This window comes from Streptomyces sp. CNZ301, from assembly GCF_004217425.1.
Map to the genome: position 1 here is coordinate 1,556,800 of NZ_SHLG01000001.1, position 21,845 is coordinate 1,578,644.

A 21,845-nucleotide genomic window follows, 5' to 3' on the forward strand; every position below is an offset into this window, starting at 1 on the left:
GTTCAGGTGGCTGTCGGAGCATCGTCACGTCCGTTCGACCTGCCGACCCAGCCGTCGACGTCGTAGCCCCGCTTCTCCCAGTATCCGGGCACCACTTCGCGAGTGAGGGCGATGCCGGAGAGCCACTTCGCCGACTTGTAGAAGTACATCGGCGCGACGTACAGCCGTACGGGGCCGCCGTGTTGGTGGCTGACGGGCTTGTCCTGCATGCGCAGCGCCACCAGCACGTCGTCGCGCCGGGCCTGTTCGAGTGTGAGGCTTTCGCTGTAGAGGCCGTCGAAGCAGGTGAACCGGACGGCCGTGGCCTCGGGACGCACCCCGGCCAGGTCGAGGAGGTGGGAGAGCCGTACACCTTCGAAGGGCGTGCTTGGCACGCGCCAGCCCGTCACGCACTGCACGTCGCGCACCATGCGGCGCTGCGGCATGGCGCGCAGGTCGCCGAGGCTGTGGCGGGCGGGGTGTTCGACGAGGCCGCCGACCGTGAGCGCATAGTCGCGGGCACCGCGGTGCGGGACGGAGGCGGCCACGGAGTAGTAGCGGAATCCGCCTCCGTTGGGGAGCAAACCGGTGACGCCGGTCGGGTCCTTGCCGGAGACGGCGCTCAGGACGCTCTCCGTGCCACGCTGCACATAGGGGGCGGCGGCCAGGCCTGCCGCGCCCAGCCCGAGCATCCCGAGCACCAGGCGCCGGCCGACGGGCGAACCCTCGCCGTCGGTGTGCGCGGTCCCGTCGGTGTGATCGTTGCGGGCTGAATCGGCTGTCTCCACACGACGATTCGAGCACTGCGGCCCGCGCCGGCGCCAGTGTCCGGCGGAAGCCGTCAGACTTCCGTCATCCGCCCCGCGCAGTCACCGCAGGTCCCGGTGGATTTGCCGGACAGGCCCCGCACGGGGCCGGGCTCGGACCGTGAGGCAGCATGAACCGCAGGATCACGCCGCCGAAGGAGTCCGATGAGCCAGCCCGCCCGGAAGCCGCAACCGCAGCCGCAGCAGGGGCTCGCGCCGGAGCCGCCGGCACCGCGTCCGGCTCCGGAGACGCTCGCGGCGTTCGAGGCGGCGAAGGGCTTCATGCCCGCCGACGAGGGACTGGTCCTGTACGCGGCCGCCGTCGAGGCGGCGCGGCTCGGGCTGCCACTGCTGGAGGTCGGCACCTACTGCGGCCGCTCCACCCTCCTCCTCGCCGACGCCGCACGCGACGCGAATGTCACGGCCGTCACCGTCGACCACCACCGCGGCAGCGAGGAGCAGCAGCCGGGCTGGGAGTACCACGACCCGGACGTCGTCGATCCGCACACCGGGCTGATGGACACGCTGCCCGTCTTCCGCCGCACCCTGCAGGCGGCGGGCCTGGATGAGCACGTCGTCGCCGTGGTCGGACGCTCGCCGCGCGCCGCCGCGCTGTGGGGGCGTCCGCTGGGGCTCGTCTTCATCGACGGCGGCCACACGGACGAGCACGCCACGGCCGACTACGAGGGCTGGGCACCGCATCTGGCGCGGGACGGGCTGCTGGTGGTGCACGACGTCTTCCCCGACCCGGCGGACGGCGGCCAGGCGCCGTACCGCATCTACCGGCGTGCGCTCGATTCCGGTGCGTTCAGGGAGGTTTCGGTGACGAGGTCGCTGAGAGTTCTTCGGCGTACCGGCACGGCACTGTGAACGGACGGCTAGCATCCTGGGCGTGTCCAACGGAAGCCCGACCCCGCCCGATCCGTACCGCTCCGACGCCGGCGCCGAGCCGGGCACCCAATGGGCTCCGGAGCCGCGGCGGGCCCGCCGGATGGGCATGCGGCTGCTGATCACGCTCGGGGTACTGGTTCCGACGTGCTTCGCGGGGTGGCTGATATGGCAGTCCGCGGGCGGTGCGGCGGAGGCGGGGGGTTCGACGCCGACGCTGATGCCGCTGCCGGAGGATCCGGAGTCCCGCGAGGGTGCCGCCGAGTCCGGCGGCGAGCCGGGCGGCGGGGGCGGTTCGGACGCCGTCGGCGGGAAGCCGCTGAAGGGCATGACGGTGGTGATCGACCCGGGCCACAATCCCAACAACCGCTACCACGCGGCTGAGATCAACCGCAGCGTCAGCATCGGCACCGGCCGCAAGGAGTGCGACACCACCGGGACGGCCACCGCCTCCGGCTACTCCGAGGCGAAGTTCACGCTCGACCTCGCCCGCCGTGTACGGGCCGGACTGCGGGAGCGCGGCGCGACGGTGAAGCTGACCCACGACGGGCGCAGGCCGTGGGGGCCGTGCGTGGACTCGCGTGCCGAGGCGGGCAACCGTGCGGACGCCGACGCGGTCGTCTCCCTGCACGCCGACGGAGCACCGGCCGGCCGGCGGGGCTTCCACGTGATCATTCCGGAGTCCGTGAAGGAGGGACGTGCCGACACCCGGGCGGTGGCCGGTCCCTCGCGCCGCCTGGGCCGCGAACTGGCCGACGCCTTCCGCGAGTTCACCGGTTCGAAGCCCGCCTCCTACGCGGGGGACGGCAACGGTACGGACACGCGGGGTGACTTGGGCGGGCTCAACCTCACGCGCGTGCCCAAGGTCTTCCTGGAGTGCGGCAACATGCGTGATCCGCGGGACGCCGCAGACCTGACCGACCGGAAATGGCGTGACCGCGCCGCCCGCGGAGTGGTCGAAGGCCTGGCCGGCTTCCTCGCCAGGAAGCGCTGACAGCACCCTTCGGGCCGACGTCGCCCCGCCGGTACGGCCCCTTCACCCATCCGTACGATGGGGTGCCACCCCGGCAGAGACCACAGACCGCATGAAATCTACTAAGGACGCCAAGTGAACATCCGCTCGCTCACACGAGGCGATGGAGCGGTCATCGGGGCAGCGCTGCTGCTGCTGATCGCTTCCTTCTTCCCGTTCTTCGAATTCGATGGAAACTGCCCCATCGAATCCTGCAGCGTGTCCGCGTGGTCGCGCTCCACTCTTCCGATGCTGCCGACCGTGCACCTGCTCGGTCTCGTCGCCGCGGCCCTGATTCTCGCAGCCCGTCTGCTGCCGGACGGCCGCAAGGTGCTGGGGCTCGCTCTGGACCAGTGGGGAATGGTGCTCTGCCTGGTCGTCGGCTGGGCCGGGATCTGGTCGGCGGTCTCGGTCGTCTTCCCGGACCTGGAGCAGCCGGGCTTCGGGGGCGACCCGAACGAGAAGTGGAAGCTCGCCGCGGACGCCTATCTGACGCTCGTGCTCGCCCTGGCTCTCGCCGTGGTCGGCGCCCTGAGCACCACCGCCGCGGCGCTGAAGGCTCCGCTGCTGCCCGCTCCCAAGCCCTCCTCCCCGTACGGTGCGCCCCAGCAGGGCGCCTACGGCTACCCGGGCGGGCCCCAGCCGGGAGCGCAGGGCCCGTACGGCGGTCAGCCCCAGGGCGGTTACGGCTACCCCGGCGGAGCGCAGCAGGGCCAGCCCGGCCAGCCGGGAGCGCAGCAGGCACAGCAGCAGGGCGGTGCGGCGGCAGGCGGGGGCGCCCCGGACCAGAACTTCCAGCCCTTCTGGTTCGCCGTGCCGGTCACGCGTCCGCTCTTCGGTGAGGACGGCGCGCCGCAGCCCGTTGCCGAACTGGCCCCCGGAACCTGGTACTTGGCGGTGGAGCAGCGCGGCCCGGCACTCATCGCGCAGACCCAGGACGGCCGTCGCGGCGTCCTGCAGGACACCTCGGGCATACAGCGCGGCTGAGGCGGCACAGCGGCCGGCACGGTCCTTCCGTGCCGGCTCCCTCGCCCGGGCCTTCATGGCAGCGGCCCCTCTTCCCAGTCCGGTGCGTCCGGTACGGGAGAGGGGCCGCGGCCATGCAGTCGAACGGAAGGCCCGGGCGTCTCGCGACCTCACGGCAGCTCGTACCCGAACCGCACGCCCGAATCGGCGCCGCTCAGCAGCAGTCCGGCGCCAGCCCCTCGGGCAGGTGCTTGCCGCCGAAGACCTCCACGGTGGCCTCGTCGCCGCCGAGCGCCGCGACGGCCAGCAGCAGCGAACCCGCCGTCCAGCTGGTGAGCTCCTCCGGCCACACGGCGTCGTCGTCGAAGACGTAACCGGTCCAGTAGAGGCCGTCCTCGGCACGCAGGTGCTGCACCCACTCCAGGATCAGCCGGGCGCGGCCCGGCTGCCCCGACGCCCAGAGCGCCAGAGCCAGTTCGGCGCTCTCGCCGCCCGTCACCCACGGGTTGGGCAGCACGCACCGCACCCCCAGGCCGGGCACGACGAAGCGCTCCCAGCCCTCGTCGATGCGTGCCCGGGCCTCCTCACCGCGCAGCGCGCCGCCGAGGACGGGGTAGTACCAGTCCATCGAGTAGGAGCCCTTGTCGAGGAAGCGCTCCGGGTGGCGCCGCACCGCGTGCCCCAGCAGCCCGAGCGCCAACTCCCAGTCGGGCTGGGGCGCTTCACGGTGCTCGGCCATCGCCAGGGCGCAGCGCAGCGCATGGTGCACTGACGAGGACCCGGTGAGCAGTGCCTCGCGGACGGCGGTGCCGTCCGCTTCGCGCTTCCATCCGATCTGCCCGCCGGGCAGCTGGAGCCGCAGCACGAACCCGACGGCCGCCACGACCACGGGCCACATCCGCTGGAGGAAGGCCTCGTCGCCGGTTGCGAGGTAGTGGTGCCAGACGCCTACGGCGACGTACGCGCAGAAGTTGCTCTCCCTGGCCCGGTCCTTGGGCTCCTGGACCTCCCCGTCGGCGTAGGCGGCGTACCAGGAGCCGTCGGACAGCTGGTGCTCGGCGAGCCACCGGTAGGCGGCCTCGGCCGCCGCGTGCTCACCGGCGGCGTCCAGCGCCATCGCGGACTCCGTGTGGTCCCACGGGTCGAGGTGGCCGCCCCGGAACCACGGGATCGCGCCGTCGGGGCGCTGGATCGCCAGCAGTCCTTTCACGGTCTGCCGGGCCTGCGCGGCCGTCAGGACTCCGTCGAGGACGAGGCGTTCGGTACGCCCCGGGCTCGTCACGCCTGCCCCTGGGCGGCGCCCGCGCTTGCGGAACCGGTCCCCGAGCCGGCCGCCGCGGCGTCGTCGCCGGGTGAAATCCCTTGCGGCAGGTGCGGTTTCGTCGCGTACGCCACGAAGCTCTTGCCGATGAGCGGGTCGAGGGTCTTCTCCGCGAGGCGCGTGGCCAGGGGCTTCTTCATGATGTCCCAGACCAGCAGGCGGTGGTAGGCGCGCACCGGGAGCGCGGCGTCGTCGCCGTCGCGCTCGACGCCGAAGGCGCACTTGAGCCACCAGTACGGCGAGTGCAGGCCGTGCGCGTGATGCGTCCCGTACGGGCGCAGACCGGCCTCGCGCATCCTGCCGAGGAGTTCGTGCGCACGGTAGATGCGGATGTGGCCGCCCTCGACCTCGTGGTACGCGTCGCTCAGCGCCCAGCAGACCTTCTCCGGTCCGTAGCGCGGCACCGTCACCGCGATGCGGCCGCCGGGCCGCAGCACCCGCACCATCTCGGCCAGCACGCCCTTGTCGTCGTGGATGTGCTCCATCACCTCGGAGATGATCACGACGTCGAAGCTGTCGTCCGGGAAGGGCAGGGCGAGTGCGTCGCCCTCCATGGCGGTGGCCGTGGCGCCCGCGGGTGCCTCGCCCGCTTCGGCCATCGCCGCGAACCACTTGGCGACTTCGCGGATCTCCTCGGCGTTGCGGTCCAGTGCGACGACGCGTGCTCCGCGCCGGTAGCACTCGAAGGCGTGCCGGCCGGCGCCGCAGCCCAGGTCGAGCACGCGGTCGCCCGGTGCGAGGGGGAAGCGGGAGAAGTCGACGGTCAGCACGGTCTGCCTCTGCTTTCGGCGGGTTCGGCGGGTTCGGCGGCAAGTGGGGGTCCCGGTGCGGCACTCGGCGGGACGCTGCCGGGGGCTGGGGCGGGGATCAGCGCGGCACGCCCGCGGCCGGTGCGGACCCGCTCGAGTCACGCGACGCGCCCGGCTGCCGGGCGATCGCGGCGCGGTAGTGCTCCACGGTTCCGCGGGCGGCCTGCTCCCAGGTGAAGTTGCGCAGCACGCGTTCGCGTCCTGCGGCTCCCAGACGGGCGCGCAGCGGCTCGTCGCCGAGCAGCCGCCGCAGCGCGGCGGCCAGGGCGCCCGCGTCGCCGGGCGGCACCGCGAGGCACGTCTCGCCGTCCTTGCCCGCGACTTCGGGGATGGCGCCGCCGGTCGTGGCCACCAGGGGCGTGCCGGTCGCCATGGCCTCGGCGGCGGGCAGCGAGAAGCCCTCGTACAGCGACGGTACGCACGCGACCTGTGCCCCCCGCACCAGTCCGGCCAGTTCGGCGTCGCTGATGCCCTTGACGAACTCCACCGCCGGGCCGAGTCCGAAGCGCGTGAGGGCGTCCGCGACCGGCCCCTCGGCGGGCCGCTTGCCGACGACGACCAAATGCGCTTCGGGGACTTCGGTGCGCACCTTGGCCAGTGCCTCGACCAGATGCACAAGCCCCTTGAGGGGCACGTCGGCACTCGACGTGGTCACGATCCGTCCGGGCACCTGCGGCACGGACGCATCCGGCGAGAAGAGGCCGGTGTCCGCGCCGATGTGGACGACGTGGACGCGTTCCTGCCGCACCCCGAGATGGTCGGTGATCTCCTTCCGCGACGAGCCGGAGACGGTCAGCACGGACGGCAGCCGTCGCGCGACGCGCCTCTGCATGCGCGTGAAGCCGTACCAGCGGCGCACGGAGGCGCGGGCGCGGCGGGTCCGGGCGGCGTCGAGGTCGAGCTGACGGTCGACGGTGATGGGGTGGTGGACCGTCGTCACGAGCGGGGCGCCGAGGTCGCCGAGCAGGCCGTAGCCGAGTGTCTGGTTGTCGTGCACGATGTCGAACTCGCCGCGGCGGGCGGCAAGATGGCGCCGCGCACGAAGCGAGAAGGTGAGCGGTTCCGGGAAGCCGCCGGTCCACATCGTGGCAACCTCCAGCATGTCCACCCAGTCCCGGTACTCGCCGCGCCCGGGAGTGCGGAACGGGTCGGGCTGCCGGTACAGGTCGAGGCTGGGCAGCTCGGTGAGGGTGACTCCCTCGTCGAGCACGGGGTAGGGCTGGGCGCCGATCACCTCGACCGTGTGCCCGAGCCGGGCCAGTTCGCGGGAGAGGTGCCGGACGTAGACGCCCTGGCCGCCGCAGAACGGGTTGCCCTTGTAGGTCAGCATGGCGATGCGCAGAGGTCTCTCGCCGTGGCCGCCAAGGTCCGCCGCGCGGGCGGGAGTTGCGGGGAGAGCGACGGGCCCGGGGGGTCCGCTCTCTCCGGCGGCCGGGGTGTCCCGTACGGCCTCTGCGGTCACTCACGGCCCCCTTCGTCACGGCGCTTCCACGGGGATCGGAGACACCGGAGCTGTTCCTGGACGTCGGGCAGCCGGGCCCTGCCGGGCCGCCCACCTTCGGACCAAGAATTTACCGGCCAGTCACTTGTCCCGAGCAGCCGAGGCAGGTGATTCGCGCCACCCGTCCCCCACCAGCACCGATCCCGCACCGCGGGCGCGGCGGCGGCGAGGCGGTTTCACCACGCAAGCGGGCACCCGCCGCGAAACGGGGCGCCCGTGGGCCGGGGGCCCGTGCTCCGTTCACGACAGCCGAACCGTGAACCGGCACGACCGGCCGAGCAGTCGCCCCCTGCCCGTTCGCGGTGTTCCACGGCTCACCATCAGCGGTTGCACGGCATGGACGAAGAGTTGAAGCCCAACAGGCGCGCGCACATTCCTCGCGCGCCTGGCGCGCGCTCCAGATACACCACGGGCGATGGGGAGTTGGCCCGACTCCGCAATCCGGACCGTGTATGTATAGACGGTGCGATTCGTATATAAGCTGTGAATCTTTGTACCGGAGGGTGAAGTTGATACGGGTACTGCTGGTGCATGACGCGGGCCTGCTCAGATCCGGGCTGGAAGCCCTGGTGAGCAAGGCCCACGACATGACGATCGAGACCGCAGGCTGGAGCCGCTCGCTTCCCGCGATACGAACCACTCCTGCTGACGTCTGCGTCATGGACACCGAGGGCCTGAGGGACAGTGCACTGGACGAACTGGCCGCCGCGCTCAGGAAGGTGGGGGCGAAGGGCAGCCGGATGCTCGCACTGGCCGACGCGGACCGCCCGGGGGCGCTGCGCCGGGCACTGGACGCGGGCGTGCTGGGTTTCCTGGACCGGAACGCCACACCCGACCGGTTGCTCACCGGCATCAGGAACGTCGCGCAGGGGAAACGGTTCGTCGACGAATCCCTCGCCCTCGCCTTCCTGCGCGCATCGGAAATGCCGCTGACCGCACGGGAGCTTGCCGTACTGAAGGTCGCTGCGGAGGGCGCCGGCATCGATGAGATCGCCCGTGATCTGTGCCTGTCCGGCGGCACCGTGCGCAACTACATGTCCGCGATCACCCGCAAGACGGGGGCCCGCAACCGGGTGGACGCCATCCGTATCTCACAACGTGCGGGATGGCTGTGACCGGCGCCGGGGGGAGCCGCCGACGGAGGCGAGTTCCCGGTAGAGAGGAGAACGCTCCAGCAGTTCGGAGTGGGTGCCGGTCTCGGCCCGCGAGCCGTCGAGCACCAGTACGCGCGCGGCTCGCCGCGCCGAGCTGATGCGGTGCGCGACGACGACGAGTGCGCCGGCGGCCCTCGCGCCGCCGGCCCTTGTCACGGTGCGGCCGGCGAAGGCCCGTTCGGCCCTCGCTTCCGCCGCCGCGTCGAGATGGCAGGTGGCCTCGTCCAGTACGGCCAGGGGGGCAGGCGAGAGATAGGCACGGATCAGGGCGATCAACTGCCGTTCTCCCGCCGAGAGCCCGGCGGGTTCCACGTCGCCGTCCAGGCCGCCGAGCCGCGCGGCGAGCGCCTCGCCGCCGAGGGCCGCGACCGCTCGTTCGACCTCGTCGTCGGACGGCGGCAGCGGACACATGTAGGCGAGGTTGTCACGGACACTGCCGGAGAACACGTACGCCTCCTGCGGGATCAGCACACGCTCACCGGCTGCCTGACCCCCGCACACCGGGCGGCCTGCCAGCGCGATCCGGCCGGTGTCCGGTGCCAGCATCCCCGCGATCAGGGCGGCCAGGGTCGACTTGCCCGTTCCGCTCGGGCCGACGACCGCCAGGTGGCCGCCCTCCGGCACGACGAGGCTGAGTCGGTCGATGAGAGGCGCGGCGCCCGACCCGTAGCTGAAGGACACCCCCCGGACGTCGACCGCCGGACGTCCGCGGACCGCACGGTCCGGCAGCGCCGGGACACGGGGATTCTGCTCCGCGCCGGTGCCCGGCTCGGCGCGCGGCCGCTCCACCGGCGGCGGCTCGCGGAGACGTCCGACGACGACGGCCAGCCGTGCGCCTGCGGTGCCCAGACCGTGCACGAGGCTCTGGAGCGCCGGCATCAGCACCTGGGTCTGATACGTCAGCGCCCCGGCCAGAGCGCCCGCCGTGACTCCCCTGGAGAGCAGCCAGGGCGCAGCCACCAGCAGCACGACGAGGGGCAGCCGGCCGCCCACTCCGAGGGCCACGGCGCGTGTGACGCCCCACCGTGCGAGAGCGTCGGCTGCGCGGACCTCGGCGTCGATACGCGCGTCCCCGGCCGATTGCGCACGGTCTTCGAAACCGCAGGCGGCAACGTCACGCAAACCCCCGAAGGTCGCGCCCAGTTCGCGGGCGAGGTTCTCGTCGGACTCCAGAAGGACCTGCTGACGGCGGGCCAGGGGGCGCAGCGAGGCGGCGAAGATCCCGACGCCGAGCAGCAGCGGAGGGAGCACGACCACCAGCAGAAGCGGTGCCAGCGAGAGAAGCCCCATCAGCACGCCCACGGCGGAGAAGAGGAAGGAGCGGGAGACCATCACGAGACCGGCGAAGCTGTCCCGCGCGATCTCGACCTGATGGGTCAGCCGGGAGACCACGGCGCTGTCGCCGTCGTGCCCTCCCGCAGCGGCGCCCCTGCAGCCGCCCGCATGGGGCGTGCCTGCCTTCAGCGCCCGCGTCACGACACCGCGCACGAGGGCGTCCCGCAGCGGCTCGGTCAGGTCGGCGACCGCGCCGTAGACCCGTCCGGTGCCCAGGGCGCCGGCCAGAACGGCGACCGCTGTGACCGCCAGCCAGGCCAGGCCGACGGCGGGACGGCCGGAGAGGAAGCCGTCGTCGAGGGCGCGGGCCAGGGAGTAACCCGAGACGAAGGCGTGCAGCGCCTCCAGCGCGGACCAGCCGGCCAGAGCGACCAGCACCCTCGGCCGTCGGAGCAGAAAGCGCATCCCTTCGCCCGCGAGCCCGGATTGCGCCGGGGTGCCCGGGCCGCCGTCTCCGGCCTCCGGGCGAACCTGCCGGCGACGTGGCCGCGCAGACCCGCCTGTCATTCTCCGTGCGTTCCTCTCTGGCCGCGGGGCACGTGTCATCCGGCCCTCCCACGTCGCTGCGCGGGCCCTCAGGCGCATGGCCCGCAGCCGTCGCGCGATCCCCCGCGAACCGCTGCGCGCGCCTGACGCGGTTCCTCGGCCCTGGCCACGGCGCCGTCCGATTCGGCTCGCGTTTCGGAGCCCGGTTCTGCTCCCGATCCGGCTTCCGGCTCGGTTCCCGGTTCCGCTCCGGATCCGGCTTCCGGCTCGGTTCCCGGTTCCGCTCCGGATCCGGCTTCCGGCTCGGTTCCCGGTTCTGCTCCCGGTTCTGCTCCCGGTGGGTCCTCCGGTCCGTTCACTTCGCCGGTGAACAAGGCGCGGTAGCCGGGGATTCGGCAGAGTTCCTCGTGCGGTCCCACGGCGCGGACGCGGCCGTCGTCCAGCCAGGCGGCGAAGTCGGCCCGGGCCGCGGTGGATGCCCGGTGGGTGACCACCAGCCGGGTGCGTGCGGTCGTTGCGGGGCCGAACAGCGCTTCGGTGACGTGCAGTTCGGTCACGGTGTCGAGGCTCGAGGTCGCGTCGTCGAGGATCAGCAGCCGACCCTGGTGGACGAACGCCCGTGCCAGGCCAAGACGTTGCCGCTCGCCGCCCGACAACGGGGTGGTCTCGCAGGCGGCGCCGTACCCTTCGGGAAGCGTACGGATGAAGTGATCCGCGCAGGCGGCACGCGCGGCCTGGACGACCCACTCGGCGACGCCGGGCCCGGTCGGCCCGACCGCCGCCTGCCCGGGCACCGTTCGGCGGCCCGGAGCGTGCCGTGCGCCCGGGGGCTGCGCCTCAGGACGGCCGGAGGCGATGGTCTCGCCGAGGCTCCTCCCCAGCAGTGCCGGACGGGCGAAGGCGTAGCTCACGGCCTGACGGAGCGACTGACGGTCCAGTGAGGCCAGTTCGACACCGTCCAGGAGGATGCGGCCGGCGTCCGGCTCCGCCAGCCGCCCCGCCAGCGCCGCCAGCAGTGACTTCCCGGAGCCCGAACATCCCACGAGCGCGACCGTCGCCCCGCCCGGCACCACGAGGTCGACCCCGTCCAGCACCGTCCTCTCTCCGGCCGACCCCCGTACGCCGTGGAACTCCAGCCGCCCGGGGCCGTGTTCGGGAAGCCGGCCGCTCCCGTGCCGGGGCGGGTCCACGGTCAGTACCTCGGCCAGGCGCCGGGCGGATGTGCGGCTGCGTACAAGGGCGTTGAGCCGCCCGACCAGCACGCCGACGCCTGCGGCCAGCGCCGCGTAGCGGGCGGTGGCCGCCAGCTCGCCGACGCTCAACTTCCCTCCGGCCAGCAGAGTTCCGGCCACGGCCACCGCCGCGACCTGCAGCAGGGGAACCAGCACCACCGCCTGCGCCGTGGCCCGGCCCTGCGCCCGCCACATGCCGTGTCCGGCGCCGCTCAGCGCGGGGAGCGGTGCGAGGACGCGCCGGCGTTCACGCTGCCAGGTGCCCGCCGCCGCCACCGTACGGGCACCTTCGAGGGCTTCGGTGAGACGGCCGGCGATGCGGGCCTGCTCTGCCTGGTAGCGGGCGGTGCAGTCCGCGGACCGCCGGGTGAAGGCCCGCAGCACCAGCGCCAGTGTCGGCATTCCGGCGAGCAGGACCGCCGCCAGGCGCAGGTCGAGCAGGGCGAGAGCGACGAGGCCGCCGACAGGCACGGCCACGGCCGGGACGACGGTGGCGGCCGCGCTCGGAGCGCTGCCCGCCAGGGCCGCGTTGCCGGTGCCCCGTGTGACGAGGTCGCCGCCGGTGAACGGGGCGGCCCGGCCGGGGCCCAGGGCCAGGATGTGGGTGAGCAGCCGGGTACGCAGCCAGGCGGTGCTGCGTGCGTTGAGGGTGCCGGTCAGCACCGCGTCGGCCGAGTCGAGCAGCACCAGGGCGGCGGTGAGCGCCGCACTGAGGGCGAGCCAGGGGCCGGCGTCCGAGCCGGCGAGAACCCGGTCGAGGGCACGACCGAGGGCGGCGGGCAGCAGCAAGGTCGCCGCGGCCGCGAGGAGAGAAGTGACGCAGAGCCAGGCGGTACGTGCGGCGCTGTGCCGCGCGGCGGAGACGAGAAGACCCGTGTCGGTGACGGCAGTCGCCCCGTCCCCCGGAACCTTTCCCGGGACGCCGCCCCCCAACGGGCCCTCGGGCACGGGCCCGGTCGTGGCGGTCTCCCGCACCGCGCTGGCCATGGCGTCCTCGTCCTCCTGCAAGCCGGGAAGTGGAAGCGGCTCCGGGAGGAGTGGTGCGGACACACCCCGCCCGGAGCCGCCGGTCGTCATCTCATGCGGACGGCGGAGCGTCCGGTGAGAGTCAGAGGCAGAGCAGCGCGCTGTGCGAGCTGAACTTGTCGCACAGCAGCAGGCTGGCGCTGCTGTCGTCGCCGCCGTTGGTGTTCTCCTGCGGCTCCATCGTCTGAAGGTCAAGAAGGGACATGTCGGTTTCCTTTCGGTGCTTCATATTCATTACAGGGACGGTGGTGCATCGGTACGGCCCGTTTCCGGACCGGTCTTGGGGCCGCTGCGGGGCAGCGGCGGAAGGAATGGCAGGCCGACGGGCGGCTCGCCGTTGAGGGCGGCGAAGGCGGCGCCGGCCGCGAGCAGACAGCCCGCCGTACCGGTGGCCAGGTCCATCGACAGCCGCATCATCTGGTCGCCCGGGAAGGCCAGCCCGCCCTCGTACGTCATGCCGTACCAGGCCAGCCCGTCCAGTTGGGCGGCGACATCAGCGGTGCGGACGTCCGGGCTGGAGGTGCGGCAGAGGTGCAGCAGCATTCCCGCCCGCCCCTGGAAGAGGCCGGGCTGGGCGTAGTAGCGCATACGCGCCGCGGGCAGGATCGCCGCCCTCGCGGTCTCGAACTCCTGCTCTGCCGGGCGGTGTTCGAGATAGTCGTCGATGACGGTCCCGATGCCCACGCTGCCCGCGCCGAGGTACGGCATGACGCGGCTGCCCTCGTCGACCTGCAGCGTGCCGCCGCTGTCCGGTACGCAGTGCGACAGGTCGCGCCTCAGAGCCGTCGCCGCCAGGTCCAGCAGGCCGCTCTCACCCGTGCGTTCGTGAAGGCGGAGGAAGAGCAGGGCCGCTCCGGTGGCGCCGTGCAGCAGGCCGGCGCGTCCCCGGTACGGGTCGTCGCCTGCCGCCTTTTCCCGAGCCGGGCCCGACGCCAGGCCGTCGGCGAGCAGTTGGGCGGCCCGCATCGCCTGCGCGTGCAGCGCGCTCTCACCGGTGGTGGTTCCCAGCCGGTCGAGCGTGAGGCCGACACCGGCCAGGCCGCCGTTGAGGGTCGGCCCGAGATGCTGCCACTTCTCCCGCAGGACACGCTCGACGAGCGCCAGCGCGTTCTTGGAGTGTCCGAGCCGGTCCAGGACGAACGCCGCGCCGAGCAGCCCGTCGTAGAGGCCGAGAGGGGTGCCGCGGGGTGGGCTCTCGCTGTGCCGCAGCAGCCATTCCTCGCCTTCGGGGCAGGAGCCGGAACCGGTCTCGGCCAGGGCGTAGAGCACACCGGCGGCGCCGTGGGCGAGGCCGAGCCCGCCGCCGTCGGCGAACTGTGCGATGTCGCCCGGGAAGAGGCGGTCCTCACGTGAAGGTGTCGCCGAGGCCAGCACGGCCCTGGCCATGGACGTGCGGGCGTGCGGCCAGTCGGCGGGCTCGGCCGGCGGCTGCGTTCGGACTCGCGCCTGCCGTGTGCCGGCGGTGCCTTCGATCGTGGCGACGGCCTCCGACAGGAACCCCTCCGGCAGGTCCGGGAACTGCTCCGCCGCCACCCGGGCCAGATGCGCGGCCTTGCCGCGGTCGATGGCCAGCAGCATCGTCATCGGCACGAAGAGAGCGATCCTCAGGCAGGCGAGCGCGTAGTGGTCGATCTCGTACCCGGTCCGGTCCGCCGGTGCGATGAACCCGGGGTGGGCGACGATCTGCCGTGGATCGTCCTCGGCGGGCGCCGCGGCCTCGAAGTCGAGCAGGGCGACGGAGCGCTCGTCGGGAGCGACCATGATGTTGAACATGTGCAGGTCGTTGAAGACCAGGCCGCGTGAGTGAACGGCGTCCACGGCCTCCTCGACCAGGCCGTGGATGCGCAGCGCCCACGACGTGTACTCGCGGACGGCCGCCGGGTCGGGGCTCGCCGTGAGCAGTGGATGCCGCTGCGCGAAGAACGCGTTGAGGGTCTGCCCCGGCAGGTGGTCCATGACGAGGAAGCGGTGCCCGTCGAGGGTGAACCAGTCGCGCACGGCCGGTGCGACGGACAGGCCCGCCAACCGCTCCAGGGCCGCCTTCTCGCGTTCCAGACGGGTCACGGCGTCGGCGCCGTCGGCGGCCAGGCCGGCGTGCGGGCGGGCCTCCTTGAGCACCACGGCCTCGCCGGAGCGTCCGTCCGTACCGCCGTAGACGCCGCCACCGTTGGAGAAGTGCAGCGCTCGTTCGATCCGGTAGGGGAGATCCGTGACCTTGGCGGCACGGCGCGCGGCGAGATGCGGCTCCAGGAAGGACGGCAGGGACACCCACTCGGGCACGTGGAAGGAGGGCTCCTTGTGATCCGGTACGAGCTGCCCGTGCGCGTCCTCGACGGCCGGCACCAGCGCACCGCCCGGCGAGAGGCAGAAGCGCGGTGCGAAGCCGCCGTATCGGACGTAGAGCGGGCCGTTCCCCCACCTCAGGTCGGTCAGGATGTACGGGCCGGGCTCGCCGGCGAGCAGTTCGCCCAGCTCCTCCAGAATTAACTGCAACTGCTCCTGGCCCGAGGGATAGATGGTGGCGAACTTTCCGCTCGTGCCACGGCCGGCATATTTGGCGTTCCGGAGGTACAGGAGCGTGCGGGCCGGCACGAATTTGAAAGGAATCCCCCGGGCCACACAGTAGTCCCACACTTTCGCGGCGACGGCGTCGGCATTCTCGAGACAGGCCGAGGCATGCACTTTCCAGCCCTGCGGCCGGAATTCGCCCTGCACCGGACGTAATTCGAGCCAGTCTCCGGAACGCGTCCGGCGCCACCCCTCCGGAACAGGCCGAAGCGCCGTCGGGAAGGAGTCGCCAGCATCCTGGGCAGACTCCGCCGGGTGACCGGACAGACGATCCGGAGTTTCGTAGAAGAATCTGTCGGCGAGGCAGAACACCTCGTATCGCTTGTCCATTTCGGCGGCCCCCCTCTGCGGCTCGGAAAGAGAATGACACTCCGGCCGGAACGGGGAAAAGTAGCGACTGTCACAAGGCACTCATGAAGAACGCACAGGTAACCTCGCTTTTGCGTCACCGCTTCGGATCTCGCGTCCGAAACGGTGCCTCTCCCCCCTCCGCCGGGCCGTCAGGGCCCTGTCCGGCCGCAGGGGAAGAGCACGGGGGATCCAGCACGTGGATCGAGCACGGGGAGGATGAACCGGAGGCGGCGCTTCAAGAAGACGCTCGGCCGGGCGCCGTCGTCTCGTCCTCCGCAAGCACGATGGAGCTTCGCGGCAGACCGTTCCGGCCACGCCGGGTCGACGTCGGGGCGCGCCTCACCTTCCGACGGGCGTGAAGCGCACGGGCGTGCCGGGCACGGCCTGCGCCACGGCGGCCAGCGCCTCCTCCGGTACGACGCCGATCACCGGGTAACCGCCCGTGACGGGGTGGTCGGCGAGAAAAACAACGGGACGGCCCTCCGGCGGCACCTGGAGGGCGCCCAACGCGATGCCCTCGCTGGGCAGTTCACCCTCGCGAGCCCGCTGCAGCACCGGCCCTTCCAGGCGCAGGCCTATGCGGTTGCTGGCGGAGGAGACGCTGTAGCTGCCGGTGAGGAGGGTGCGCAGCGCCTCGTCGGAGAACCAGTCCGCGCGCGGCCCGGGAACCACCGGCAGCACCAGTTCGCCCGGCGGTGCCGCCCATGGCGCGGCGTCGGGGGCGGCACCGGGGCGCACCCCGGCGGAAGGAGCGCCCAGCGGCAACCGGGCGCCGTCGCGCAGGGGTTCGGGACCGAGACCGGAGAGCAGATCGGTGGCTCTGCTGCCCAGCACCTTCTCGGCGTCGACGCCGCCGGAGAAGGCGATGTAGCTGCGCAGGCCGCGTTCGGCGGGCCCGACGTCCAGCACCGAGTCCGCGGCCAGCCGGAAGGGGACGCCCCACGGCGCGGGCCTGCCGTTCACCGTGACCGCGCAGGGGGCGCCGGTGACCACTGCGTCGGCGACCGGTCCTCCGGGCCTTCCGGCGCCGTCCCGGCCCACCGGACCTCCGGCGCCCTCCCGCCCGGCCGCGGTGACGAGCACCGCGCAGCCGTCGACGGTGGTCTCCAGGGTGGCGCCGTCCTCCGGGTTGCCGACCAGCCGGTTGGCCAGCCGGTGAGCGGGTTCGTCCAGCGCTCCCGAACGGGGCACGCCCAGGTGTGCGTGGCCCGGCCGCCCCAGGTCCTGGACGGTGGTGAGTGCTCCGGCCCGTACGACGTGAAGCTCGGCGGCGGCCGGTGCCCGGACGCGGCCGAAGCCGGAGCCGGAGTCAAAGTCGGAGCCGGAGCCGGCGTGGACGTTCATTCCGTTCCGCCCTCCGGGACGAAGCGGACGCGGGTTCCCGGCGCGAAGAGGGCGGCGGGCTCACGTGCCGCGTCCCACAGCACGGTGTCCACGGCGGTGCCGATCAGCTGCCAGCCCCCGGGCGATGAGCGGGGATAGACCCCCGTGTACGGGCCCGCGAGCGCGACCGAGCCCGCCGGGACCTTCGTACGGGGTTCGGAGCGGCGCGGCACGTGGTACTGCTCGGGCAGTCCGGTGAGGTAGCCGAAGCCGGGCGCGAAGCCGCAGAAGGCGACTCGGAACGACGTGGCGGCGTGCAGCCGCCCGACCTCCCCGGGGTCGACGCCCCACATTCCGGCGACGTGCGCGAGGTCGGGCCCGTCGTAGCGGACGGTGATCTCCACCGCGGACTCGCTGCCGCGCTCCAGCGGCGGTATCTCCCACTCCCCCACCTGCTCCGCGAGACGCCGCGGTTCGGCCAGTCCGTCCAGCAGTACGGTGCGGGCGCCCGGCACGATCTCCGTGATGCCGGGCAGCAGGCCGGCGGCGCGGCGGCGCAGCACTTCGGCGTGGAACGCCTCCGCCGCTTCGGCTCCGGGCAGTTCGATCAGCAGGCCGTGACGCCCGACGGGCAGGACGACGCACTCGCTCCCGCGGACGCCGGAGGCCCTCGCGGCGGCGCTCACGCGAACGCCCGGAGCGTGATCCCGGCACCCGTCAGCTCGTCGCGTATCCGGCGGGCCAGGCGGGCGGCGTCGGGGGTGTCGCCGTGCAGGCAGAGGGAGCGGGCGGGCAGACGCAGCGGCCTGCCGTCGACGGCTGCGACGTCCTTGCCTTCGGCGATGGCGACGGACCGGGCGACGACCTGCTCGGGGTCGGTGAGGACGGCGCCGGGTTCACCGCGGGGCACGAGGGTGCCGTCGGGGCGGTAGCCGCGGTCGGCGAAGGCCTCGTCGACGACGGGAAGGCCGACCGCCTCGGCGGCGCTGTGCAGTTCGGAGCCGGGAAGCCCCAGCACCGGCAGGGGCGCGCCGGCCATGCGTATGCCGTCGGCGACGGCGGCGGCCTGCGCGCTGTCGCGCACGCAGCGGTTGTAGAGCGCACCGTGCGGCTTGACGTAGGCGACGGCGGTGCCCGCGGCTCGGGCGAAGATCTCCAGGGCGCCGATCTGGTAGGCGACCTCGGCGGCCAGTTCGGCGGCGGGCACGTCCATGCTGCGGCGGCCGAATCCGGCCAGGTCACGGTAGGAGACCTGTGCTCCGATCCGCACCCCCTCCGCCGCGGCCCGCTCGCAGACGCGGCGCATGGTGAGTGGATCGCCGGCGTGGAAGCCGCAGGCGACGTTGGCGCTTGTGACCGAGTTCAGCAGGGCGTCGTCGTCGGTGAGTTGCCACCGGCCGAAGCCCTCTCCCAGGTCGGCGTTGAGGTCGATCATCGGAGCCAACCTAGAGGATTGTTGAACAATACGGCAAGGGGGTTGTTGTCCCGTACGGCTTTGTACGTTTCACTGGGGCGGACCACCTGCCCTGAAGAAAGATCACCATGACCGCCGATACCGACTCCGGCCTGGAGCTGTCCGAACTCGCCGCTGACCGTGCCTTGTTGGGCCGTACCAGCACGGCCGAGCGAGTCGCCGGCATCTTGCGTGAACGTATCGCACAGGGTTTCTTCCTGCCCGGGGTCCGGCTCTCCGAGGAGCGCATCGGAAACGCCCTGGGCGTCTCACGCAACACCTTGCGCGAGGCGTTCCGCCTGCTGACGCATGAGCGGCTGCTGGTGCACCGGCTCAACAAGGGCGCGTTCGTACGGGTCCTCTCGGCAGCGGACATCGCGGACATTTACCGCGTAAGGAACATCGTCGAATGCGCCGCGGTGCGCGGGCTGGCAGACCCTCCCTATCCGCTGGAACAGGTCGCCGACGCGGTGGCGGCGGGCGAGCACGCCGCAGAGCGGAACGAGTGGAACGACTGCGGCACGGCCAACATCCACTTCCACCAGGCCCTCGCGGGCCTCGCGGGCAGCGAGCGCACCGACGACCTGATGCGCGGCGTACTGGCGGAACTGCGGCTCGCGTTCCACGTCATGGAGGACCCGCGACGCTTCTACGAGCCCTACCTCTCCCGCAACCGCGAGATCCTCACCACACTCGAGGACGGGGACGCGGAGGGCGCGGAGCGGCTGCTCGGCTTCTACCTGGAGGACTCGCGGCGCCAGGTCATCGAGGCCTACCCGGAGCAGGGCGGCTGAGGCCGCGGTCCTCACGGGCACGGCGAACCCCGACTCCCGTCCGGGCGCGAGGACTTGGCGCGAAGGAATCAGGCGCGAGGAGTGGAACGGCGGGCCCCTCGTCCGGTCGTTGAACGATTTCCGGCCCCCGGCCGACCGCATCGGAGCGTTCCCGGCCCCGCAGCGTACGGCCTGGTTCCGTGCCCGCTCCGCGTCCATCGGGAGGGCGCCCGCGGAGGGCGGGGCTACAGTGAGGGACGTACATCGCGTCCGACCGAGGGAAGCCGGTGAGAGTCCGGCGCTGACCCGCAACCGTGAGCGACTCCCGTACGAAGTGAACAGCCGCTGGACGGCGGTCACTTGTACGCGTCGTGAGCCGGAGCACCCGGCCGGAGGCAAGGCTCGCGGAGCCGAGTCCGCCGCCACGTGGCGGAGGCCGGCTCCAACCGTCGAGGTTTACGGAGCTGAGCCGGGTGCGCCGCCCGACGGCACGCGTGCAGTGCGCGCATGTGACCGCCCGGGCGGGGCGGCCGCGCGGAGCTGCGGACCGCTCACCCGAAAGGCACCCAACGTGTTCCTGCGCAGGAGCATCACCGCCGTCACAGCGGCCACCGCCATCTGTGCCGTCACCGCACCCGCGGCGTCCGCCGCCGGCTCCGCCCCCTGGACGACGGGCACTTCACCGTCCGGCACCGCCAAGACCAGCGCCACGGCAGCGAGTTCGATATCCGGCAGTTCGATGCCCGGCACGTCGATATCCGGGGCCTCGGTTTCCCGGACTTCGGTGTCCACCACCTCTCTGTCCGCCTCCGCGAGCGGGGCGAAGACGCCGAAGGCGCTCTACGGCAAGGCCGACCCCAAGTACGACGGCGTGTGGAGACAGTCGATGGCCCTCCTCGCGCTGGACGCGGCCGGTGCCGAGCCGGCCCGGACGGCGGTCGGCTGGCTCGTCCGGCAGCAGTGCGACGACGGCTCGTTCACCGCTCACCGCGCCGACCCCGGCACCGCGTGCGACGGGAAGAAGACGCCCGGCGACACCAACGCCACCGGCGCCGCCGTCCAGGCACTCTCCGCCGTCGGCGGTCAGGAAGAAACGGTGCGCAAGGCTCTCGCGTGGCTGGGTTCCGTGCAGAACGAGGACGGCGGCTGGGGCTACAACCCGGGCGGTCCCAGCGACGCGAACTCGGTGTCCGTCGTGATCGGCGCCCATACCGCCGCCGGCAAGAAGCCGGAGAAGGTCACAAAGGACGGCAAGTCCCCCTACGACGCGCTCACTTCGTTCCAGCTCGGCTGCGACGCCAAGGACGCCGAGCGCGGGGCCTTCGCGTACCAGCCCGGCAAGGACGGGAAGCTGGCCGCCAACGACGACGCGACCGCCGCGGCCGTCCTTGCCGGGACCGGATCCGGACTGCTGGCCGAGCGGAAGCCGGAGGACCGTCCCGTCGAGCCGATGGACTGCGGCAAGGAGGAGAAGGACGGCAGCAAGCCCCTCGCACGCGACGAGGCCGCCGACGCCGGCGCCGCCCACCTCACGTCCGTCCTGAAGAAGAACGGCGGCCACCTGCTCGCGGTGACGCCCGGCACCGAGCCTGCTCCCGACTACGCCAACACCGCCGACGCCGTCATCGCTCTCGCCGCCGGCGGCCACCGCACCGAGGCCCGCAAGTCCCTCGACTGGCTGGCCAAGAAGCTCGATTCGTGGGACAAGGCCGAGAACGACCCGGCCGCGATCGCCGGCGTCATGCTCGCCGTGCACGCGACCGGTGGCGACGCCGCGACGCTCAAGGGCACGAAGCTCCTCGACCGCCTCGTCGCCACCGGTCCGCGGCCTGCCCGCATGCCCGGCGGGAAGGCCACCGGCGGGGAGGCGGAGGAGGACGGAAGCGGCGACGTGCTCCGCTGGTCCCTGCTGGGGGCGGGACTGGCCGCGGGTGCGGGCATCGGAGTCCTCATCAGCGCCCGCCGAAAGCGGCAGGACCGGTGAGCGCCCGCGGTTCACGCCGTACGGGAAACAGCCGGGCGCCTTTCGCAGCCCGCGGCGCTGTGCGCGCGGCGGCCGTGGTGGGGCTCGCTGTGCTCCCGGCGGCCACCGTGGAGATGCCGGCGGCCGCCGCCGAGGCGCGGGTGACCACTGCTGCCGCGTGGGCGCCGAACGCGTCGGTGCCGGCCGCGTCGGCGGCCGCGGCGTCGTCGGCGTCGTCCGCGTCGGCGGCGCGTACGTCGGAGCAGGGCAGCTACCGGTACTGGGCGTTCTGGGAACGCGACGGGAAAGACGGCGACGGCGACTGGTCGTACGCCACCCAGGGCCCCTCCGTGCTGCGCCCGGAGGACGGCGCCGTTCTCGGTTTCCGCTTCGCGCTCAGCGAGGACTCCGCGGACGCGGCGAAGCCGCGCGGCGGCGCGGAGTTCGACGCCGTCTGCGGCGGCACCGGCGCCGAACGGGGCAGCAAGCGGATCGCCCTCGCCATCGACTTCGGCACGCGGGCCCACGCGCCCGGCGGCGAGAGCCCGCCCCGGCGGCGTACCGCCTGCGCGCAGGTCGCCGACGACGCCACGGCCGCCGACGCGCTCGCGAAGGCCGCCGAGCCGCTGCGCTACAACTCCGACGGGCTGCTGTGCGCCATCGACGGCTACCCGGAACGCGGCTGCGGCGAGCAACTCGCGGACGGGGACGGGAAGAAGGGCGGGAGCCAGGAGACCGAGGGGTCCGAGGGGAGCGACGCAGGCGCACAGGACGACGCGGACCGTGACGGCTCCGGCGGCGGCCTCGGCCCTGCGGCCGGTGTCGCCGCGGGCCTCGCCGCCGTCGCCGCGCTGGCCGTCGCGGCCGTCCGACGCTCACGGCGCCGCGGGTCCGGGTGA

The 21,845-nt window shown here is 72.9% G+C and carries 19 protein-coding genes and 1 riboswitch; of the genes, 7 read left to right on the forward strand and 12 right to left on the reverse strand.

The window, feature by feature from the left end; all coding sequences use genetic code 11:
• Positions 1-2: 2 nt before the first annotated feature.
• Complete coding sequence (locus EV375_RS06830; protein WP_130301663.1) at positions 3-671, reverse strand: molybdopterin-dependent oxidoreductase; 669 nt, start codon at positions 669-671, stop codon at positions 3-5.
• A 396-nt stretch (positions 672-1,067) separates the two neighbouring features.
• Between EV375_RS06830 and EV375_RS06835 the strand changes: the two genes are divergently transcribed.
• The 3 genes from EV375_RS06835 to EV375_RS06845 all read left to right on the forward strand — a co-directional run bounded on the left by EV375_RS06835 (position 1,068) and on the right by EV375_RS06845 (position 3,672).
• A complete protein-coding gene (locus tag EV375_RS06835; RefSeq protein WP_486588703.1) occupies positions 1,068-1,655 on the forward strand; it encodes a class I SAM-dependent methyltransferase in 588 nt (195 codons plus the stop codon).
• Positions 1,656-1,677: 22 nt separating this feature from the next.
• A complete protein-coding gene (locus EV375_RS06840) occupies positions 1,678-2,667 on the forward strand; it encodes an N-acetylmuramoyl-L-alanine amidase (RefSeq protein ID WP_486588328.1) in 990 nt (329 codons plus the stop codon).
• Positions 2,668-2,781: 114 nt separating this feature from the next.
• Positions 2,782-3,672: a hypothetical protein gene (locus EV375_RS06845; protein ID WP_130298656.1), complete on the forward strand. Its 891-nt coding sequence runs from the start codon at positions 2,782-2,784 to the stop codon at positions 3,670-3,672.
• A gap of 193 nt (positions 3,673-3,865) precedes the next feature.
• Here the strand turns inward: EV375_RS06845 and EV375_RS06850 are convergent, their stop codons facing one another.
• The 3 genes from EV375_RS06850 to EV375_RS06860 form a co-directional block, all read right to left on the reverse strand.
• The gene (locus EV375_RS06850; protein ID WP_130298657.1) at positions 3,866-4,933 is read right to left on the reverse strand and encodes a prenyltransferase; all 1,068 of its coding nucleotides are present in this window, start codon (positions 4,931-4,933) and stop codon (positions 3,866-3,868) included.
• On the reverse strand, positions 4,930-5,742 hold the full coding sequence (locus tag EV375_RS06855) for a class I SAM-dependent methyltransferase (RefSeq protein ID WP_130298658.1): 813 nt from the start codon (positions 5,740-5,742) through the stop codon (positions 4,930-4,932). The genes EV375_RS06850 and EV375_RS06855 overlap by 4 nt, the downstream gene beginning before the upstream one ends.
• 97 nt (positions 5,743-5,839) lie before the next feature.
• Complete coding sequence (locus tag EV375_RS06860) at positions 5,840-7,243, reverse strand: glycosyltransferase family 4 protein (protein WP_486588329.1); 1,404 nt, start codon at positions 7,241-7,243, stop codon at positions 5,840-5,842.
• A gap of 548 nt (positions 7,244-7,791) precedes the next feature.
• On the opposite strand from EV375_RS06860, the gene EV375_RS06865 reads away from it, so the two are divergent.
• Positions 7,792-8,397, forward strand: a complete 606-nt coding sequence (locus EV375_RS06865; RefSeq protein WP_486588704.1) for a response regulator transcription factor — start codon at positions 7,792-7,794, stop codon at positions 8,395-8,397.
• Here the strand turns inward: EV375_RS06865 and EV375_RS06870 are convergent.
• The 7 genes from EV375_RS06870 to EV375_RS06900 all read right to left on the reverse strand — a co-directional run bounded on the left by EV375_RS06870 (position 8,374) and on the right by EV375_RS06900 (position 18,192).
• Positions 8,374-10,176, reverse strand: coding sequence for an ATP-binding cassette domain-containing protein (locus EV375_RS06870; RefSeq protein ID WP_486588330.1), 1,803 nt, complete (start codon positions 10,174-10,176; stop codon positions 8,374-8,376). The two genes, EV375_RS06865 and EV375_RS06870, sit on opposite strands and share 24 nt — an antisense overlap.
• A 170-nt stretch (positions 10,177-10,346) precedes the next feature.
• A complete protein-coding gene (locus EV375_RS06875) occupies positions 10,347-12,476 on the reverse strand; it encodes an ATP-binding cassette domain-containing protein (RefSeq protein ID WP_207228300.1) in 2,130 nt (709 codons plus the stop codon).
• Between the two features lie 121 nt (positions 12,477-12,597).
• On the reverse strand, positions 12,598-12,720 hold the full coding sequence (locus EV375_RS06880; RefSeq protein ID WP_130298662.1) for a SapB/AmfS family lanthipeptide: 123 nt from the start codon (positions 12,718-12,720) through the stop codon (positions 12,598-12,600).
• A 29-nt stretch (positions 12,721-12,749) separates the two neighbouring features.
• Complete coding sequence (lanKC, locus tag EV375_RS06885) at positions 12,750-15,413, reverse strand: class III lanthionine synthetase LanKC (protein ID WP_130298663.1); 2,664 nt, start codon at positions 15,411-15,413, stop codon at positions 12,750-12,752.
• A 360-nt stretch (positions 15,414-15,773) separates the two neighbouring features.
• The gene (locus EV375_RS06890; protein ID WP_130298664.1) at positions 15,774-16,778 is read right to left on the reverse strand and encodes a 5-oxoprolinase subunit C family protein; all 1,005 of its coding nucleotides are present in this window, start codon (positions 16,776-16,778) and stop codon (positions 15,774-15,776) included.
• Positions 16,775-17,443: a 5-oxoprolinase subunit B family protein gene (locus EV375_RS06895; protein ID WP_130298665.1), complete on the reverse strand. Its 669-nt coding sequence runs from the start codon at positions 17,441-17,443 to the stop codon at positions 16,775-16,777. Before EV375_RS06895 ends, EV375_RS06890 begins: the two co-directional genes overlap by 4 nt.
• Positions 17,440-18,192 carry a 5-oxoprolinase subunit PxpA gene (locus EV375_RS06900; protein ID WP_130298666.1) on the reverse strand — a complete coding sequence of 251 codons (753 nt, stop codon included), beginning with the start codon at positions 18,190-18,192 and terminating at the stop codon, positions 17,440-17,442. The genes EV375_RS06895 and EV375_RS06900 overlap by 4 nt, the downstream gene beginning before the upstream one ends.
• A gap of 107 nt (positions 18,193-18,299) precedes the next feature.
• On the opposite strand from EV375_RS06900, the gene EV375_RS06905 reads away from it, so the two are divergent.
• Complete coding sequence (locus EV375_RS06905; RefSeq protein WP_130298667.1) at positions 18,300-19,004, forward strand: GntR family transcriptional regulator; 705 nt, start codon at positions 18,300-18,302, stop codon at positions 19,002-19,004.
• A gap of 257 nt (positions 19,005-19,261) precedes the next feature.
• Positions 19,262-19,369, forward strand: a riboswitch (cobalamin riboswitch).
• Positions 19,370-19,439: 70 nt separating this feature from the next.
• Here the strand turns inward: EV375_RS06905 and EV375_RS29580 are convergent.
• On the reverse strand, positions 19,440-19,775 hold the full coding sequence (locus EV375_RS29580; protein WP_486588331.1) for a hypothetical protein: 336 nt from the start codon (positions 19,773-19,775) through the stop codon (positions 19,440-19,442).
• Between EV375_RS29580 and EV375_RS06910 the strand changes: the two genes are divergently transcribed.
• Together EV375_RS06910 and EV375_RS06915 are read left to right on the forward strand one after the other, a co-directional pair.
• Entirely contained in the window at positions 19,768-20,967 is a 1,200-nt protein-coding gene (locus EV375_RS06910) for an SCO2321 family membrane protein (protein ID WP_486588332.1), read from the forward strand. The genes EV375_RS29580 and EV375_RS06910 overlap by 8 nt on opposite strands.
• A 59-nt stretch (positions 20,968-21,026) precedes the next feature.
• A complete protein-coding gene (locus EV375_RS06915) occupies positions 21,027-21,845 on the forward strand; it encodes an SCO2322 family protein (protein ID WP_486588333.1) in 819 nt (272 codons plus the stop codon).

Bases quoted from the DNA above. Each gene is read 5' to 3' on its own strand.
- EV375_RS06830 (WP_130301663.1), bottom strand. From the start codon at position 671: ATGCTCGGGCTGGGCGCGGCAGGCCTGGCCGCCGCCCCCTATGTGCAG.
- EV375_RS06835 (WP_486588703.1), top strand. From the start codon at position 1,068: ATGCCCGCCGACGAGGGACTGGTCCTGTACGCGGCCGCCGTCGAGGCG.
- EV375_RS06870 (WP_486588330.1), bottom strand. From the start codon at position 10,176: ATGCGCTTTCTGCTCCGACGGCCGAGGGTGCTGGTCGCTCTGGCCGGC.
- EV375_RS06875 (WP_207228300.1), bottom strand. From the start codon at position 12,476: ATGGCCAGCGCGGTGCGGGAGACCGCCACGACCGGGCCCGTGCCCGAG.
- EV375_RS06880 (WP_130298662.1), bottom strand. From the start codon at position 12,720: ATGTCCCTTCTTGACCTTCAGACGATGGAGCCGCAGGAGAACACCAAC.
- lanKC (WP_130298663.1), bottom strand. From the start codon at position 15,413: ATGGACAAGCGATACGAGGTGTTCTGCCTCGCCGACAGATTCTTCTAC.
- EV375_RS06890 (WP_130298664.1), bottom strand. From the start codon at position 16,778: ATGAACGTCCACGCCGGCTCCGGCTCCGACTTTGACTCCGGCTCCGGC.
- EV375_RS06900 (WP_130298666.1), bottom strand. From the start codon at position 18,192: ATGATCGACCTCAACGCCGACCTGGGAGAGGGCTTCGGCCGGTGGCAA.
- EV375_RS06905 (WP_130298667.1), top strand. From the start codon at position 18,300: ATGACCGCCGATACCGACTCCGGCCTGGAGCTGTCCGAACTCGCCGCT.